Origin of the sequence: Campylobacter sp. W0066.1, assembly GCF_024723635.1 — a bacterium.
Taxonomy (GTDB): Bacteria; Campylobacterota; Campylobacteria; order Campylobacterales; family Campylobacteraceae; genus Campylobacter_D; species Campylobacter_D lari_C.
The window spans coordinates 45599-64386 of record NZ_JANQCW010000003.1; the positions used below are offsets into that span (position 1 = coordinate 45599).

The window sequence follows — 18788 nt, forward strand, 5'->3', positions numbered from 1 at the left end:
TTAGTTTTCATTACTAAAATCAGCACTTGCTAGACGTTTAAGTTGTCTATAACGGCGTTGTGCTTCTGCTTTATTTTTTTCAAACAATTCTTTTGCTTGTTCAGGATTTGATTTTTTAAGTGAGCTATAACGCACCTCATTCATCAAAAAGCTTTCATATAAATCCCAATCAGGCTCTTTAGAAGAAATTGTTAAAGGATTTTTACCTTCAGCTTCTAAACGCGGATCATAAATATAAGTTGGCCAATATCCACATTTTGTAGCAAGCTCCGCTTGATTTCCTGAATTTCCAAGTCCACCTTTAATACCATGAGCTATACAAGGAGAATAAGCTATAATCAAAGAAGGTCCATCATAAGCTTCTGCTGCCATTACAGCTTTTAACAACTGTGCATAGTTTGCATTAGAATTTACTTGAGCTACAAAAATATAGCCATAAGTCATAGCAATTTGACCTAGATCTTTTTTCTGTATTGGCTTACCTGCTGCAGCAAACTGCGCTACTGAACCTGTTCTTGAAGATTTTGAGCTTTGACCTCCGGTATTTGAATATACTTCGGTATCAAGCACTAAAATATTTACATTTTCACCACTTGCTAAAACATGATCAAGCCCGCCATAACCTATATCATAAGCCCAACCATCACCACCAAAAATCCAATGTGATTTTTTGCTCAAATAGCTTTTAAGCTCTAAAATATCATTTACAGCTTTAATTTGTTTATTTTCTTCTAATAATGGCACTAACTTATCTCTTAGTTCTAAAGAAACTTTAGAATCTTCTTTATTTGCAATCCATTCTTTATATAATGCAGAAAGTGCATTAGGAACTTCTTGCATACTTTCATTCATGATTTGTTCTATTTTATGTCTTGTGGTTTCAGTTGCTATTTTCATACCAAGACCAAATTCAGCATTATCTTCAAATAAAGAATTACCCCAAGCAGGCCCATGACCATTTTTATTACTTTTTCTATATGGAGTTGAAGGAGCTGAACCACCATAAATAGAACTACAACCCGTTGCATTAGCAATAATCATTCTTTCACCAAATAATCTAGTGATTAAAGTAATATAAGGAGTTTCTCCACACCCTGGACATGCTCCATGGAATTCAAATAAAGGTTGAGCAAATTGAATACCTTTTGCATTTTCTCTATTTAAGATATTATCTTTATAACTTACTTTTTTGAATAAATAATCTGCATTTTCTTGCTCACCATGATCAAGCTCTTCACCTAGTGGCACCATTACTAAAGATTTTTCTTTAGTAGGACACTCATGCACACAAAGCTCACAACCTGTACAATCAAGTGGTGAAACTTGAATTTTGAAATTTAATTTTTGCTCTTTTACGCCTTTTGCATTTAAACTATGTTCTTTCACACCTGCTGGAGCATTTTCTAATTCTTTTTCATCTATTAAAAATGGTCTAATAACCGCATGTGGACATACTGAGGCACATTGGTTACACTGAATACAATTAGTTTCTATCCATCTTGGCACCATAACACCGACGCCTCTTTTTTCATACTCGGTAGTACCATGCTCAAAACTACCATCTTCATAGCCCAAAAATGCCGAAACCGGTAAATCATCACCCTTAGCCGCATTCATAGGTTTTGCGATTTTTTCAACAAACTCAGTACCTTTATAAGCTATAGTTTCTTCTTTAACTTCATCAGCTAAATTTGCCCAAGATGGATCAATATCAACTTTTACAAGTCCATCTGCACCTACATCAATAGCTTTATAATTCATCTCAACTATAGCATCGCCTTTTTTACTATATGATTTATAAGCTAATTCTTTCATATATTTTTGCGCATCTTCAAAAGGAATGATGTTAGCAAGCTTGAAAAACGCTGATTGCATAATTGTATTTGTTCTACTACCTAGTCCTATTTCTCTAGCAAGTTTTGTAGCATTAATAATATAAAAATTAATTTCTTTTTGCGCTAAAACCCTTTTTACTGCATTTGGAATCTTCTTAATAGTCTCTTGCGCACTCCAAATACTATTTAAAAGGAAAGTTCCACCTTTTCTAATACCTGCTAAAACATCATAAATTTCTAAATAAGCAGCCACTGAACACGCTACAAAATGCGGTGTAGAAACTAAATAAGTTGAAGTGATAGGTTTTTTAGAAAATCTTAAATGGCTTCTTGTATAACCACCTGATTTTTTAGAATCATAAGCAAAATAAGCTTGCGCATAAAAGTCTGTTTTATCCCCTATGATTTTAATAGAGTTTTTATTCGCCCCTACAGTACCATCAGCACCAAGTCCATAGAATAAACACTCTATAGTACTTTCATCACCCAAAGAAATTTTTTCTCCCACAGGCAATGAAGTAAAAGTCACATCATCATTAATTCCTATGGTAAAACCATCTTTTGGATTAGCTTGATTTAGGTTTTCAAAAACTGCTATTAGCTGAGCAGGATCAACATCTTTTGAAGAAAGCCCATATCTACCACCAACGATTAAAGGTGCTTTTTCTTTTCCATAATATGCACTTTTTAAATCCAAATAAAGTGGCTCGCCTAAACTTCCTGGCTCTTTAGTTCTATCTAAAACAGCTATTTTTTCAACACTTTGAGGCATTACATCAAATAAATATTTTAAACTAAACGGTCTATATAAATGAACTTTTAAAACCCCTACTTTTTCGCCTTTGCTGTTTAGATGATCTACAACCTCTTTTAAAGCTTCAGTCGCTGAACCCATTGCTACTACAATGCGTGTTGCATTTTTATCCCCATAATATACAAAAGGCTTGTATTCTCTTCCTGTAATTTTTGAAATTTCTTGCATATATTCATTAACAATGTCAGGAATGGCTTCATAATATTTATTTGCTAACTCTCTTGTTTGAAAATAAATATCATCATTTTGAGCCGTACCTCTTGTTTTTGGATTTTCTGGATTTAGACAGGAATTTCTAAATTCTAACAAAGCCTCACGATCTAATAAGCGATCAAAATGCGCATAATCCATTACTTCGATTTTTTGAATTTCATGGCTCGTTCTAAAACCATCAAAAAAATGCATAAAAGGTACTCTACCTTTAATAGCTGCTAAATGTGCAACACCTGCTAAATCCATACTTTCTTGCACAGAATGTGAGCAAAGCATAGCAAAACCTGTTTGTCTTGCAGCATAAACATCTTGATGATCTCCAAAGATAGACAATGCTTGAGAAGCTAAAGCCCTAGCTGCCACATGGATAACCCCTGGTAAAAGCTGACCTGCGATTTTATACATATTTGGTATTTTTAATAAAAGCCCTTGAGAGGCTGTATAAGTAGTAGTTAAAGCACCTGCTTGTAAAGAACCATGAACTGTCCCTGCCGCTCCTGCTTCACTTTGCATTTCTACAACTTTAACCGGTACTCCAAAAAGATTTTTTTTACCTTGAGAAGCCCATATGTCAGTATAATCTGCCATAGGAGAACTTGGGGTAATAGGATAAATTCCAGCAACCTCTGTAAATGCATAGGCAGCATAAGCTGCTGCTTCGTTACCATCCATTGTTTTCATTATTTTACTCATTTAATTATCCTTATAATTAAAATAATTACTTAAAATCAATAGCTACTTTATCTTTAATTGTCTTAAACAATGATAAAAATTTTTTATTATTTGTGTGTATAGGGTTTGAATGTGAAATTATCGGATATTTTTTATATGTTTTACAGCTTCATAAGTATTTTCAAAAAGTAGAATTTTAAATTTAGCCAAACTTTCCTTGCTTTCATAACCACTACTTACTGCTATGGGTTTAATACCTGCATTACAAGCTGCTTGAATATCTAAATGAGTATCTCCGATCATAAATGCATTTTCTTTGTTTTTAGATAATTTTTCTAAAGCTAACAAAATAGGTTCAGCGTTTGGTTTTGGGTAAGTTACATCATCTCTACCTATGATAACTTTAAAATACTCTCCTATACCCAAATGATCAAGTAAAGGTTTGGAAAATTTAGAACTTTTAGTCGTTACAACGGCTAAATCAGCAAATAAACTAGCTTCATATACACTTTCTTTTGCCAAAGAAAGCAAAGAAGTTTGTTCTATATAGATTTTTTGATATACGCTTCTATAAGCATTAATATACTCACTTGTTTTTTCTTTTGACACTCCAAGTTTTTCAAAAGCTACATCTAAAGGAAAGCCTATTAAAGCTTTAATGGCTTCATGATCTCTTAAAGGCTCTCCAAAAGCTTTAAAAGCAGCATCAAATCCATCTAAAATGGCACTTGTAGAGTCTATCAAAGTGCCATCTAAGTCAAATAAAATTGTCTTTTTTAACAAAGCTTAATCTTTAATGAAAAATTTTGCTTCCACACGTCTATTTTGCGCACGGCCTTCTTTAGTATCATTGCTTGCTTTTGGCTTGTCAAAACCATAGCCTTTAGTTGCAATTTTTTCTTTAGCAACACCTGTCTTTTCAAGTTCTTTTGCAACTGCCTTAGCACGCTCTAATGATAATTTTTGATTATAAGTTTTAGAGCCTGTGCTATCTGTGTGACCTTCTAAAATAGTATAATATTGTGGATTTTCTTCTAAAACCTTACCTACTTCTTGGATTTTTTGTGCAAATTCAGGATTTATACTAATTTGATCAAAACCAAAATGCCCTTCAAGTGCTATTGTTTTTTCACAACCTATATGATCAAGCAAAGCACCCTTTCTTGGCTCTGGACATGATTTATCTATATGTTTTGTTTGCGGTTTTTCTTCGATTTGTTTAGTTGTAGTTTGAGGGGTTTTTGGAGCTTTATTGCCAAAATAAAAACTCAAGCCAACACTAGAAATCAAATTATGCTCACCATTATTGAATTTAATTTGATCTCTTGCTTCAAGTCTTAAAGTTAAGTCTTCGCCAAGTGCAAATTTAAAACCCGCACCATATTGAGCAAACATACCGCTTTTATTTTCATAAGCTCCATGGCTTAAATACTCATAACCCGTTCCTAACAAACCATATAAATATACATGATTAGCTAGATCAATTCCTTTAATAGCATTTACATAAAATCTTGAAACACTAGTATCTGTATGTGTATTATCGTTTGGATTATTATATTTTGCGTTATCATAATACTCTAAGCCAAACTCAGCTTGATCTATCCATAAATCATCATAATGATAACCAAATCTTAAACCCACTCCACCATAATTTTTAAGATCTAAATTTCCTTCTGGGGTTGTATAGTTAAAGGTTGGAGTGATTTCTATTTTACTAGCATCAAAAGCAAACAAAACACTAGCTAAACTAACTAATCCTATAATTTTTTTCATAAACTATCCTTAAATAATGAAAATAAATGGGGTATTATATAAAAAGAAGATTAAAATAAAATAAGCCCCTTTTGGGAAAGGGGCTTAAATTTACTACAAAAAGGAGGTTTCCCTGATCGGACTTTGAAATTATAAAAGTTTATTCTAAACAAAAAATCCTTTGATTTTAAACAAAACAAAAATATATGAAAAAATGTGATTTTAAAAATAAGAGAGAGTGGATCCAAAAAATGGATCCAAAAAATTAACGTTTAGAGAATTGCGGGCTTCTTCTTGCTTTTCTGCGACCGTATTTTTTACGCTCAACAGTTCTACTATCTCTAGTGAGAAGTCCTTTTGGTTTTAATAATGCTCTAAAATCTGCATCCATAGCAGCTAAAGCTCTTGAAATACCATGTCTTAAAGCTTCAGCTTGAGCGCTATATCCACCACCTAAAGTTGTTGCTTTAATATCCATAGAAGTTTCTTGTTTAGTTACTAATAAAGGCTGAACTACTTTTAATTTTATAGCTTCATGTCCGCCAAGCCAAGTGTTTAAATCCATACCATTAACGATGATTTTACCACTACCAGCTTTTACCCAAACTTTAGCTACAGCGGTTTTTCTTTTACCTGTTGCGTATGTTGTTGCCATGATTATTTTCCTTTATTAGCAATTTGAGCAGTATGAGGGTGTTCGCTACCTGCATAAATTTTTAATTTTTTAAGCATAGCTCTACCTAGGTTTGTTTTAGGTAGCATACCACGAACTGCTAATTTATATAATTTAACTGGATTTTTTTCTAATAAATCACCAAATTTTTCACTTTTTACGCTTCCAAAATACCCTGAATGTCTGTGATATAGTTTATCTTCTGCTTTATTTGCACCTGTGAAAACTGCTTTAGAAGCATTGATAATGATTACATAATCTCCACAATCAACATTTGGAGTATAGCAAGGTTTATTTTTACCTCTTAAAATAGTCGCTACTTCTGTTAAAAGACGACCAAAACGCTTTCCTTCAGCGTCTAAAACGATCCATTCGCGTTTTACTTCGTTTGGCTTTGTTATCTTTGTCATCATCTTACCTTTGCCAAAAATTTTTTTTAAAAATGAGATTATAATTATTTTAGCTTAATTAATACTTAATTTAAGAATACATAAAGCTTAAATATTCTTGCCACTATATAAAAAATACTTAGAAAATACATAACTTGGTAAAAATAAATCTCACAAATAAAACAATACAAATAGCAAAAATTTATTTTTAATACAATGTTAAACCTCCGCTATCTCCACTTTATCTTTTAAAACATACACCAAAAAAGCTTTAGTGGAAGTCTTGCCTAAGATTTTTTCTATGGCTTCTTTGTAAAGCAAAACTTGCTTTTTATGCTCATTTAAATTTAAACCCGTTTTATAGTCTATAATGATAGCTTCATTATCATCAAATGCGAGCATATCAAGCTGTTTTTGCTCACCTTTATAAGTGATGATTTGCTCTTTTAGTAGCTTTTTACCCGCTAAAAGCGCGTTAAAGCTTTCATCTTTTAAAAGCATAGTAAGTCTTTTAAAAAGCGCGTTAAAGCTTTCATCATCTAAGTAAAAACGATATTTTTTATACACCATTTGCTTGCAAAATTCAAAATTGCTTTTAGTGTTAAAATCAAAATATTGCAAAAACTCATGCAAAGCCAAACCAAAGTGTATTTGCGTGCTTGAAAGATGACTTTTTACTTTAACTTCTTGCAAATTTACCTTTTGAAATTCTTCAAAGTTTTCTATTTGTTCTAAATTTTCTAAAGGCTCATTTGTTTTGACAAGCTGTTCTTCTATAATGCCTATTTGTTTTTCTTCGTAGTCTTGAAAATAACTCTTAAAGGTTTTAAAACTCTCATCGTTTTTTACAATAAAAAGAGAGTTTTTAGCTCTAGTAAGGGCTACATATAGACAATTTATCTCATCTTCTGCTTGAAGTTTTTCTCTTTTAGCTAAAAAAGCATTGTAATTTTGATCTTCAAGGTATTTTCTAGCACTGTGTCGGTATTTTACTTCCCAACCTTGCTCTAAATCATACTCAAACATTAAGGTTTCATTATCCGGAGCTTTTTTACTAAGTCTATCAAGTACGATTAAATTTTCAAATTCAAGCCCCTTAGATTTATGCACGGTCATAATGCTTACTCCATCATCTTGAGCTTGTAAAGACTTTAACTCACATGGAGCAAATAAAAAATTAAAGAAATTATCAAAAGTACTTGCATACTCTAAATATGCAATGAGATTAACATCGCTTAAATCAAGTTTTAAAACATGTACTAGGTATTTCAAAATCTCACCTACACTTCGGTTTAAATCAAGCGTTATAAACTCAAGTTCTTTTTCTAAAATACTACTTGCAAAGTACAAGCTAAACTCATCTTTAAGCACACAAGCCTTTGCATACTCAAAAAGCACTCTTACACTAATACAATCTATCAAAGCTACATTGCTTTGCGTATAAGCTTTAATGTCATTTTCTTCAAGAAATTCTTTCATTAAAGTAGCGTCTTTGTTAATCCATACCAAAATGCAAATTTCACTGAGCTTTATGCCTTTTTCTAAAAGCTTTTGGATGATCTTTAAAACTTCTTTGCCACTTGCTTCATGTAAAGAACTTTTTGGCGGGATATGATTTTGCAAAACTTCCACATATCCACCTTCTTTAATGCTTTTTTGCAAAGTAAAGCTAGGATTTAAAAAGCTATCAAAAAATTTATCTTTAAAGACTTCATTTACATAATCAACAATAATCTTTTTACTACGATAATTAGTATCTAAATGCTCTAATTTAATTTGTGGAAAGTCTTTTAAAAGCTTATCAAAAAGCTCTTTTTTACCCCCTCTAAAACCATATATGCTTTGCTTTTTATCCCCCACATAAAAAAAGCTTCTATTTTTTTTCACTCCCTCGCCTGAAACAAGCTCAGCGATAATAGGCTTTAAAATTTGATACTGCAAAACATTAGTATCTTGAAATTCATCGATTAATAAATGCGAAATATAGCCATCAAGCCTAAAATAAATCAAATCTTTATTAGTTTCATCACTAATTAACTCATAAGTTTTTAAAGCTATATCTGAAAAAGTCAATGCATTTTGCTTGGCATTGTTTTCATTTCTTGCTTCTTTAAAATGCTTCAAAAGCTTTGCAAGCATACTTATGCGGTAATTTTCCATTTGAGTAAAATACTCTTTTGCGCTTTGTAAAAACTCTGCTCTTTTTTGTAAAAATTCACTATCGATGACTTTTACCAAATATTTTTTATCTAAATCACAAATAATAGGTTTAGTAAAGAAATCTTCTATGTTTTCAAATTCGAAATTTTTTTGATAGTTTTTATCTGTGCTTAAATTTCTTGCATAAGTTATAAACTCACTTAAGCTTTTTTCTAAAAAAGTTTTATTTGGAAAATGTGCATTTTGTATAGATTTTATCTCACAAGATCTTTCATACAAGCTTTCAAGATTTTGCAAAAAATCACTTTTACTTTTTGTTTGGACAATGTAATAAGCCAAAGCCCTTAGTTCTTCTTCATTTAATTTAGCGATGAAATTTTTATAACTATCTTGACTTTCTATAATGTCAAAATCACTCATAAGACCTAAATTTAAAGCAAAAGAACGAATGATTTGCGAAAAAAAACTGTCAAAAGTGTAAATATTAAGCTTAGATCTTAAAAACTCATCTTTGTATTTTTCTCTTAAAGCTATAAGCTCATTTTTGCTTTTACCTAGCATTTTCATAAGCTCATTACACTCTGCTTTATTCTCTCCATTTTCAAGCACATCAAATTCTAAAAAGGTTTTAAAAACTCTTTCTTTCATTTCACTTGTAGCTTTATTAGTAAAAGTAAGGGCTAAAATTTCATTAATCTTAGCTCCCATTAAAACCAAAGCTACAAAACGCACACTTAATGCAAAAGTTTTTCCACTTCCTGCACTAGCTTCTAAAGCTAAAAAAGGCTCAAAATGATAACTCAAAGTTTAAACTCCTTTTTATAAAGCATGGTATAAGGGCTGTAAGTATTGTCGTTTTTTTGATTAAAAAATTCTTTTTCCAAAGGTTCTTTAGCAAGCTCATTAAGTAAATCTTTCAGTTCTTGTACGCTCTTACTTTTAACATTTTCATGTATGATTTTGATATTTTTTAGATCATAAAAACAAGCTTTTGTATTTAATAAGGCATTTTGACTTTCTAATAAAAACTTATAAAAAGCAAGTTGATAAGACTTTTCATCTGCCTTGCCGCTTTTATAATCTATAATCAATCTTTCATTGCCATTATTATCTACTCTATCTAAAAAGCCTATGGTGTAAATTTTCACTCCATTTTCTGCAATAAATTCTTTTCTTGGTGGATTAAATTCACATTTTTCTACCACATAACCTTGCTTAAAATGCTCATTTTCAAGTGTTTGAAATTCTTTAAATATAGTTTGTATTAAAGCTAAATTTAGTGCATCAACTCGGTATTGCTTAATGCTTTTTACCACTTGCATAAAAACTTCATAATCAAAATGATTTTTAGATTTTTGTGTATAATAAAGCTCTAAAGCCTTATGGATAAAACTCCCCAACTCATTTGCTCTAAGTGTATCATCTAAAGTCTTTGGCTCTTTTAATTTTAAAACATACTTATAATAATAATCCAAACCATAATGTACAAGAAGATGAAATCTTGAAAAAGAAAGATCGCTTTGAAAATAATCGTGTTTTGCTTTAATACTTACAATAGGTTCAAGGTTAAAAATACATGGATAAGTTTGAAAATATTTCACATAAGCATTATTGCTATAAGTCTTATCTTCATAAAGTGGAAGTTCAAGTTCATTTAAAAATCTTGATTTGATTTTTTCTTCATTTTCCACATAAGAAATTCCAACTAATTTTGCCTTGGCTATTAAAGTATAATAATAATGTCTTTGTAAATTTTCTCTTTGAGCATGAGTGATAAGTCCTGCTTTTTTACGAATTTCATTATTTAAAAATAACTCGCTTGAAACTCTTTTTGGGATAAACTCATCATTAAAATCAACTATAATTACCCCATCATATCTAAGTCCCCTACTTTCTAAAAGTCCCATTACAGTAACTTCACCACCACCAACACTGCTTAATTTTATACCATCAATTTGCATAAAAAATAATTCTAAAATTTGTACAAAGCTTAACTTGTGTGTTTTTATAAGCTCTTTGATAAAAATAAGCTCTTGATGTATATAATTTTTTAATTCCTCTTCACTATCTTCTAGCAAATTAAAAATAAAATTCTCAAAAAAATCATAAGAAATATTTTCATCAAAAAGCTTTTTAAACTCTGCAAAATCAACGTTAGAAGAAAAAAAGTGTAAATTGCACAAATGTTTGTTTAAATTACACCTTTCATAAAAATCTTCATTTTCTTCATACTCAAACTCATCATCTTTAGCACTTTCATATAAAGACTTTAATCTATGATAAAAAAGTGTGTTTTTTATACTTTCTCCACTTGCATAGTTTAAAACATTATTTTTATCATAAAGTCTTAAAATATCTACAAAATTCTCATCAGGAGTAATCACTACAATATCTTTTGCACTTATACCAGATTTTAAAAAAGAATTAATTTTTTCAAAAACAAAAGCAGCTTGTAAAGATCTTAAGTGAAAACTTTTATAACTAATCTTACTTTCTTTAAAAAAGCACTCTTCTTTTAAAATTGTTTTTTGATTTACATCAAACAAATAAGCATGATTTTCTTTAAGAGAAAGTCCTTGTAAAAAGCTAAGAGTATTTAAAAAATCTTTATTAAATTTAGTACAATTAAACTGCACTTTAAGAGGAAGTATTTCCTTAACTTTTAACAAAAGCTCTACTTCAAAAGCATTTAAAAAACCTTGAAAATCAAAAACAATCTCATCATAATTTTTTAAAAAATCATTATTAATTTCATAATCTAGTGGCAAAGAAATATCATCATATAAATTTTGTTCTTTTAATAAAGCAAGATAATTTTTAAAAAGCTCTTCTAAAATTTGCAAATGCTCATCATACTGAGCATAAGCATCATGAAATTTTAGCGAGTTGATATCTTTTTTTTCTAAACTAAGCTCTTTAAAGAAACTAAATAAATAAGCATTATTCTTTAAGAAAGCAAAAAAATTACTCGGTATTTTTAAACTTTGCTCTAAATTTTTAGTTTGCTCGCAAGCCTTTTTCATCAAAAGCAAGCATTCATAATGAGTTGCTTGAAAATGTGGAGAAAAAACTAATTTTTGCATAAATTCGGCTATACTCATAGCCGGTTCTACTAAACTATCAACCTGTAGTTTTTTCTCATAATACTTTCTTAAAGCTCTTAGTGAGCTAAATACAAAAAGTTTCATTATTTAGTTTGTAAAAAGAATTTAAAAAATCCTACACTATTTTCATCTTGAGTGATTTTTAAAAGTATTTGCCAAACACCTTTTTCTTTGATATTAAAATCAAACACCAAATCACTTCCTTCTAATCTAGCTTGTAAATTCTCATCATTTACATTTGTGTGTGGACGCGAAAGTAAAGTTTGAATTTGAAGCTTACTTAAGTCATAATCTTTTAAATTTTCAATAGCAATTCTAAGTTCATTTTGCCCTTCATTGATACAATAAACTTGATTTTTCTTATGCACAAAACTTTCTTTGTCTTTAATGCTTAGCTTAAAATTTTCATCAAAAGTCTTTTGTCTGTTTTGAATTTCATTATAATTTAACTCAACATTTTGATAAGAATCAAAATAAAAATTATCTTCATACACAGGGGCTTTGCTTGCAATAAAAACCGTAACAATACAAGCTATAACAATAAGCCCTAAAGAAATCAAAATACCATAAGGCCAAAATGTTTTTTGATTTTGCATTTATCTTCTCCTTTTGATTTTTCTTTGAACTAGCATTAAAATTGCGACACATAAAAAGCCATAGATTAAAATTCTCATGATATTTAAAGTATCACGATTTGAATTTCCATAAAAAGGTTTTATATTAAAATGATTTGCCACTTGATCGGCAATATCTGCATAGCCATTTAAAATAGCAGCATTATAAATATCTTTTTGTTTAGGATTTGCAAGTATAGGTAAAATCGTTCCTTTTTCAGGATAAGGACTTAAAACACCTTCTTTATCAAAATACTTCATAGCATCATCACTTGCAAGTATATCTACCTTATGTGAAGCTTTAGAAAATACAAGCAAAATATATGGCTTACTCAAATTAGCTTCATAATTTTTTAAACTTTCAAAGTCTTTTTTATCGCTTAATACTAAGGCTATATTAACTCCAGTTAACTCATGAATTTGTTTCGAACTTAAAGTGATGTTTTGTTCTATTGCAGTGTTTAAGATGTTATCATTTAATAATATTTCAGCATGTAAGAAATTAGCAAAGCAAATAAAAATGGCGGTTAAAAAACCGCCTTTAAATATATTTTTCATCCTATAAAAAGATGATTTACAGTTAAAACCGACCAAGCAGTAATTCCTGCTGCTACAACCAAGCCAGCTATGATTAAGTATTCAAGAACTTTTGCCATAATCATTCCTTTATGATGATATGTTCTTCTCTTTTAGAGTCAAACATTTTAATTTGCTCTGCATTTTCTATTTTATAAGGTTTTTGCATAACATCTTGCTGAGTTTTAAGACCCCAAACAGTAAGTCCTGCTAAAATCGATAACAATAAAACAGTTGCTATTAACATTCCACTAACACCTGAAAGTGAAAATACACATCTATTTGAATTTTCCATTATTCACCCCTTGAAAGAGAAATCACATATTCACTAACTGCTTCTTTTTGAAGCTCATTTAACAATCCATTGTTAAAATGAGGCATTACCCCTATACTTCCTGCTTTACCACGATTTAAAACATCTACTACAAACCCAGCACTGCCATATTTTGTTAAATCTGGAGCTACTAACTGACCATCAATAGTTCCTTTTCCATCCTCTCCATGACATACTGCACAAGTTACAAAAAGCTCTTTTCCTTTTGCCACAAGCTGAGGATTTTCAGTTTTTTTAATCGCTGAAATTTCAGAAGCAACATAAGCAGCAATTGCAGGGATATCAGCCTCATCTATGCCATTATCAGCTGCGCTTAACATCTCACCCATAGGATAATTCATGCCCTTAGAACCTTTAGTAATTACTTCTATAAGCCCTTCTTCTGAACCCCAAATGTTAAGATTTTGTGCTTTTCCATTAATACCATCACCTGTAATTCCATGACAAGAAGAACATTGAACCAAGAAAATATTTTTACCCATTTCTTGTTTATCTTGTGCGCTTAAATTTGCAAATTTTTGTGCAAATTTTTCATTATGTGCTTGTACTTCTTTATTATACTCACCAATTTGAGAATAACTATTTAAAGGATATCCCCAAAGAAAATACCATATACACCACACTATAGCCAAGAAAAATACAACAGCCCAGCCAAGTGGTATAGGATTTTTAAACTCACCTATACCATCCCAACTATGCTCGCTTAGCTCACCTTGGCTTTTTTCTTCTTTCATACTTTTAAATAATTTTCCTACCACAACAAGTGTAATCAAGATGATAAGAATTGCTCCAATAAAAGATAATAAATTAACATTATCTTGTAAGTTCAACCATTGCATTAAGCACTCCTTTTATTTTGCTCTAAAACACGATCGCTGATTTCATCATGCAATGCTAAATCAGCATATTTTTCATAGTTTCTTCTACCTGTTTTTTCAGATCTATATAAATGAAACCAATAAGAATACAAAACTACCACTAAAAGCACTACAAGAGCAAAAAAACCATAAGCTTGTAGCTCTCTTATTAGTTCTAAATCCATGGTTTTTCCTATTTTAAGCTATTAAGATACGCGATTAAAGCTACAATTTCTCTAATTTCACCTCTAGCAAACGCATCTTTAACATCTTGATTTTTCATTTGATCTACTATAGCTTGAGCTTCTGCTTTAACTTCTGCTTGAGCCTCTTCCCAAGTACCTAGTTTTGTACCATTTTCAACATCATAAGGCACATTGAAAACTTTTTTCACAGTCAATGCCTCTGCATAAGCTGTTTCTATGTTTGCATTATTGCTAAACATATGTTTATAAGCTGGCATAATAGAACCAGGGACAACTGAAACTGGATCCCACATATGATTTTCATGCCAATCTGTAGTTCTAAAATTACCTATACGCAATAAATCGGGTCCGGTTCTTTTTGAACCCCATAAAAATGGTCTATCATAAGCATATTCACCACTAACTGAATACATACCATAACGATCTGTTTCTGATTTAAAAGGACGAATAAGTTGTGAATGACACGCATTACAACTTTCTTTAATATAAGCATGGCGTCCTGCAAGTTGTAAAACCGTATAAGGCTTTTTACCTTCAATTGGTCTTGCATTTTGAGCAAAATCAGGTAAAACTTCTACAATACCCGCATATGCAATCACAATAAATACCGCTACAGCAAAAAAGAATGGATTTTTTTCTAACCAACTAAACATATTTTTCCTCCTTATGCTGCCATAGGTGAAGCACTTTTTGGTTCTTTATCAAGTACTCTACCCACTGCGATTGATTTGTAAATATTATAAACAAACATGAAAAATCCTACCAAGTATAACAAGCCACCCACAGCTCTAATCCAATAGTAAGGAATAATAGCTTCAACAGTATCGATGAAAGTATAAAGTAAGTTACCATACTCATCTGTAGCTCTCCACATCATACCTTGAGTAATACCTGCTATCCACATAGAACTAAAGTACAATACTATACCTGTGGTTTGAATCCAAAATTGAGCTTCCATTAGTGATTTGCTATATAGCTCTCTTTTAAACATTCTAGGCACCATATGATAAAGTGCAGCCATAGTCATAAAGCCAACCCAACCTAAAGTACCATCATGAACATGCCCTGGAATCCAATCTGTAAAGTGTGCTAATGCATTAACTGATTTAATAGAAAGAATAGGACCTTCTAAAGTTGAGAACATATAGAAAGTTGAAGCTAAAATCATAAATTTGATTAATGGACTTTCTCTTAATTGACTCCACTCACCTTTCATAGTAAGTAAGATATTAATTGCTGAGCCCCAAGAAGGTAAAATAAGTACAATTGAAAAAACTGAACCCATGGTTTGCATCCAATCAGGTACAGTAGAATAAATCAAGTGGTGTCCACCTGCCCATAGATAAACAAACATTAAGCCCCAAAATGCAAATAAAGACAATTTATAAGAGAAAATTGGCTGACCGCTTTCTTTTGGTAAAAAATAATAAATTTGAGCAATAATACCAACAGTGAATACAAATGCAACAGCATTGTGTCCATACCACCATTGAACTAACGCATCATTTGTTCCTGCATACATAGAAACACTATGCCACCAATCACCCATTCCACTAACAAAGTATGTTGGTACAGCCATATTATTAAATAGATAAAGCATTGCTATACCTAAGAAAGTAGCTATATAATACCAAAGTGAAACGTATAAAGTTTTTTCACGGCGAATTCCAATAAGTCCAAAAATGCTTACACCCCATAAAACCCAAACTAAAACTACCAATATATCAAGTGGCCATTCAAGTTCAGCATACTCTTTTGAAGTACTAACACCTGCAAACAAAGTAATAACAGCTATAATCATAGTGATCATATAAAGCCAAAAATGTAATTTACCAATAAACATTAAAAAGCTTGATTCTGCCATACTAACTTTTAGCACACGCTGACCAATATAATACCAAGTAGCCCAAATTCCTGAGAGCATAAAACCAAAAATTACACCTGAAGTGTGTAATGGTCTAAGTCTTGAAAAAGTACCATACTCACCGGCTAAATAGTTTAAATCCGGATAAGCCATTTGAAAGGCAATAAGCGTTCCAATAGCCATACCAATAACACCAAACAATAAGGTAGCAAACATAAAATATTTAGCAACCGTATAGTCATAGTTTAATGCATTTCCTGGGTGCATTTCCTCTCCTTAAGTTTTTTTCTGCAATTATGCAATCTTTATATTATATGATATCTAATATCTTTTTTAGCTTAAATTATGTCAAATTATTTATTATTTATTAATAAATTATAATGTTATCGCGTGAGTATAAAACCTGTATATGAAAAATACACTCCATATAAAAAGATTAATAAGTAAGAAATCAAACTAGCTATTTTTTGAAATTTTTCATTTAGTGTTTTAGAAAAATAAGCAAAAAATACCAATGCAGGCAAGGTTGAAAGTCCAAAAACAAGCATAATTAATGCTGCTAAATAAACATTTTGTACACTCATTCCAAAAGCTATATAAAAATATACTAAGCCACAAGGCACAAAGCCATTTAAAAAGCCTAAAAAAATAGTACTTTTTAAAGACTTGTTTTGAATTAATCTTGAAATGCTTTTTTTAATGACACAATCAAAAATTAAAGAATTTTCAAAAAAAACTAAAAATTTTCCTTTAAAAATTAAAGCACAAGCTAAAATCATCATAAAAAGCCCAATAGCAAAAAACATTACACCTTTTGCAAATTCATTAAAAGAAAATAAATTTCCAAAAATTCCAAAAAATACACCTAAGCAAACATAAGCAAAAATTCGAGATAGATGATAAGAGAAAATCAAAAAAGAAAAAGGAAGTTTAATTTGCTTTGAAAGCTGAGTATAAGCCAAAACAAAACCTCCGCACATTCCATAGCAATGTCCAAAGCTTGAAAGAAAAGCTATACTCGCTAAAGCAATAAAATCTAAATTCACAAAAGCTCTAAAAATTCTTTAAAAATATATTTGCTCTCATGTGGCCCTGATGAGCTTTCTGGATGGTGTTGTACTGATATAATAGGATAATTTTTATATCTTACACCCTCTACATTGTCACCAAATAAATTTCTATGAGTAATTGTTGCAACCTCTGCTATTTCTTCAGGAACATTATAGTTGTGATTTTGTGCTGTGATTTCTACTGTGTTATTTGTAAGGTTGATTACTGGGTGATTTGCTCCATGTTGACCAAATTTCATCTTATAAGTTTCATAACCAAAAGCATTACTTAAAAGTTGGTGTCCTAAACAAATACCTAGCATAGGAATTTTTGCTTCTGCTAATTTTTTAATCTCTGCGATTTCATCTTTTAAAATTCTTGGCTCACCTGGCCCATTAGATAAAAATACCCCATGAATCACACCTTTTTGGTATAATTCAATCAAATCTTTTGCCTTGATATTATAAGGAAAAACTTCTACTTCAAGCCCCACGCTTACAAGCTCATTTAAAATATTTTCTTTTACACCATAATCAATCACAGCTACTTTTTTACCACTTGCTTTTACATTCTCATAAGCTTTTTTGCTATGATCCCAAGCACCTTTACTATGCTTATAAGAGCTTTTAGTACTAACCTGTGCTACATAATTTACCTCATCGATTTTAGCACTAGAAAGAAGCATTTTTTTAAGTTCTTCTTTGTCTTTGATTTCAGTAGAAACAACAGCTCTTAAATTGCCTTGATCTCTAATCATTTTAACTAAAAATCTTGTATCAATTTCGCAAAGTCCTATTTTGCCATGGTTTTTCAAATAAGCACTTAAAGAATTGTTAGCTCTAAAATTAGAATAATCTTCATTTAATTCTCTTATAATCATACCGCTAGCAAAAACTTCTTTGCTTTCATTGTCTTCATCATTAACACCAACTATACCAATTTCTGGCATCGAAAATACCACAAACTGACCTGCATATGAAGGATCAGAAATAATCTCTTGATAACCCGTTAAAGAGGTATTAAAAACAAGTTCTCCAAAAAAAGTTCCACCTTCTCCAAAAGCCTTTGCGCTTAAAAAAACATCATTTTCTATATAAATATAAGCTTTCATAAAAGTCCCTTTTTTCTAAGCTCTTCTTGATACAGCTTTTCAAATACTAATTCATATTCTTCAGAACCTGGGATAAGTTTTCTTTTATAATTTGAAATTTTTTCATAAACCAAATCTTCTAAATTTTCATACTCTTTTAAATAAGACATAATGCTTGAAAAAATGAGATTTTTCACGCGATTTTCTGATACATTATAATTTATTAAATCCTCTTCTACTAAATTTTCTAAAATTTTATGAGAAAGATTGTTATATCTATCTTCACTATCAAGTATAAATTTAAATTCATTTGCTAATTTTTTCTTAATCATCCAAAACATACTTTTTCTATCTATTTGCATAAACTCAATTTCATCTTCCTGACTTTCCAAAAGCTCTTTTGCTTTTTCATCAAGCTTACGCTCGTTTAAAACATCTATTTCTATAATCTCTTTTGCTATTTTTAAAAGTTTTTGACTATCATCTTTAATTTTTACAAAAGAAGAATGCATTAAATCAAGTATTATTTTATTTGCTATATAAGGTATATGAGCTGGTTTGATACGCATTTATTCACCTTTTTAT

The 18788-nt window shown here is 30.6% G+C and carries 18 protein-coding genes; all 18 read right to left on the reverse strand.

The window, feature by feature from the left end; translation table 11 throughout:
• The gene (nifJ, locus tag CAMP18497_RS01710) at window positions 1–3555 is read right to left on the reverse strand and encodes a pyruvate:ferredoxin (flavodoxin) oxidoreductase (RefSeq protein ID WP_337212253.1); all 3555 of its coding nucleotides are present in this window, start codon (window positions 3553–3555) and stop codon (window positions 1–3) included.
• Between the two features lie 117 nt (window positions 3556–3672).
• Entirely contained in the window at window positions 3673–4317 is a 645-nt protein-coding gene (locus CAMP18497_RS01715) for an HAD family hydrolase (RefSeq protein WP_337212254.1), read from the reverse strand.
• A 3-nt stretch (window positions 4318–4320) separates the two neighbouring features.
• Window positions 4321–5307 (reverse strand): OmpA family protein, encoded by a 987-nt coding sequence (locus CAMP18497_RS01720; protein ID WP_337212255.1) that lies wholly within the window; start codon window positions 5305–5307, stop codon window positions 4321–4323.
• 244 nt (window positions 5308–5551) lie between these two features.
• Window positions 5552–5941: a 30S ribosomal protein S9 gene (gene rpsI, locus CAMP18497_RS01725; protein ID WP_039617655.1), complete on the reverse strand. Its 390-nt coding sequence runs from the start codon at window positions 5939–5941 to the stop codon at window positions 5552–5554.
• 2 nt (window positions 5942–5943) lie between these two features.
• Window positions 5944–6369 (reverse strand): 50S ribosomal protein L13, encoded by a 426-nt coding sequence (gene rplM / locus CAMP18497_RS01730; RefSeq protein ID WP_039617653.1) that lies wholly within the window; start codon window positions 6367–6369, stop codon window positions 5944–5946.
• Window positions 6370–6567: 198 nt separating this feature from the next.
• A complete protein-coding gene (locus tag CAMP18497_RS01735) occupies window positions 6568–9312 on the reverse strand; it encodes a RecB-like helicase (RefSeq protein ID WP_337212257.1) in 2745 nt (914 codons plus the stop codon).
• Complete coding sequence (locus CAMP18497_RS01740) at window positions 9309–11696, reverse strand: PD-(D/E)XK nuclease family protein (RefSeq protein ID WP_337212258.1); 2388 nt, start codon at window positions 11694–11696, stop codon at window positions 9309–9311. The genes CAMP18497_RS01735 and CAMP18497_RS01740 overlap by 4 nt, the downstream gene beginning before the upstream one ends.
• Window positions 11696–12208: a FixH family protein gene (locus tag CAMP18497_RS01745; protein ID WP_337212259.1), complete on the reverse strand. Its 513-nt coding sequence runs from the start codon at window positions 12206–12208 to the stop codon at window positions 11696–11698. The genes CAMP18497_RS01740 and CAMP18497_RS01745 overlap by 1 nt, the downstream gene beginning before the upstream one ends.
• Entirely contained in the window at window positions 12209–12784 is a 576-nt protein-coding gene (locus CAMP18497_RS01750; RefSeq protein ID WP_337212260.1) for a hypothetical protein, read from the reverse strand. It lies immediately after the preceding gene.
• On the reverse strand, window positions 12781–12882 hold the full coding sequence (locus tag CAMP18497_RS01755) for a hypothetical protein (protein ID WP_087685197.1): 102 nt from the start codon (window positions 12880–12882) through the stop codon (window positions 12781–12783). The genes CAMP18497_RS01750 and CAMP18497_RS01755 overlap by 4 nt, the downstream gene beginning before the upstream one ends.
• A gap of 2 nt (window positions 12883–12884) precedes the next feature.
• Window positions 12885–13097, reverse strand: a complete 213-nt coding sequence (locus tag CAMP18497_RS01760; protein ID WP_039617641.1) for a DUF4006 family protein — start codon at window positions 13095–13097, stop codon at window positions 12885–12887.
• Entirely contained in the window at window positions 13097–13975 is an 879-nt protein-coding gene (ccoP, locus tag CAMP18497_RS01765; protein WP_337212262.1) for a cytochrome-c oxidase, cbb3-type subunit III, read from the reverse strand. The genes CAMP18497_RS01760 and ccoP overlap by 1 nt, the downstream gene beginning before the upstream one ends.
• Window positions 13975–14178 carry a cytochrome c oxidase, cbb3-type, CcoQ subunit gene (locus tag CAMP18497_RS01770; protein ID WP_337212263.1) on the reverse strand — a complete coding sequence of 68 codons (204 nt, stop codon included), beginning with the start codon at window positions 14176–14178 and terminating at the stop codon, window positions 13975–13977. The genes ccoP and CAMP18497_RS01770 overlap by 1 nt, the downstream gene beginning before the upstream one ends.
• 8 nt (window positions 14179–14186) lie before the next feature.
• Complete coding sequence (gene ccoO / locus CAMP18497_RS01775; protein WP_087700416.1) at window positions 14187–14852, reverse strand: cytochrome-c oxidase, cbb3-type subunit II; 666 nt, start codon at window positions 14850–14852, stop codon at window positions 14187–14189.
• An 11-nt stretch (window positions 14853–14863) separates the two neighbouring features.
• Window positions 14864–16330 (reverse strand): cytochrome-c oxidase, cbb3-type subunit I, encoded by a 1467-nt coding sequence (ccoN, locus tag CAMP18497_RS01780; RefSeq protein ID WP_263674776.1) that lies wholly within the window; start codon window positions 16328–16330, stop codon window positions 14864–14866.
• Window positions 16331–16446: 116 nt separating this feature from the next.
• Complete coding sequence (locus CAMP18497_RS01785; RefSeq protein ID WP_337212266.1) at window positions 16447–17109, reverse strand: sulfite exporter TauE/SafE family protein; 663 nt, start codon at window positions 17107–17109, stop codon at window positions 16447–16449.
• On the reverse strand, window positions 17106–18224 hold the full coding sequence (gene carA / locus CAMP18497_RS01790; protein ID WP_337212268.1) for a glutamine-hydrolyzing carbamoyl-phosphate synthase small subunit: 1119 nt from the start codon (window positions 18222–18224) through the stop codon (window positions 17106–17108). Before carA ends, CAMP18497_RS01785 begins: the two co-directional genes overlap by 4 nt.
• Window positions 18221–18772: a DUF507 family protein gene (locus CAMP18497_RS01795; protein ID WP_263724207.1), complete on the reverse strand. Its 552-nt coding sequence runs from the start codon at window positions 18770–18772 to the stop codon at window positions 18221–18223. The genes carA and CAMP18497_RS01795 overlap by 4 nt, the downstream gene beginning before the upstream one ends.
• Between the last annotated feature and the right edge of the window lie 16 nt (window positions 18773–18788).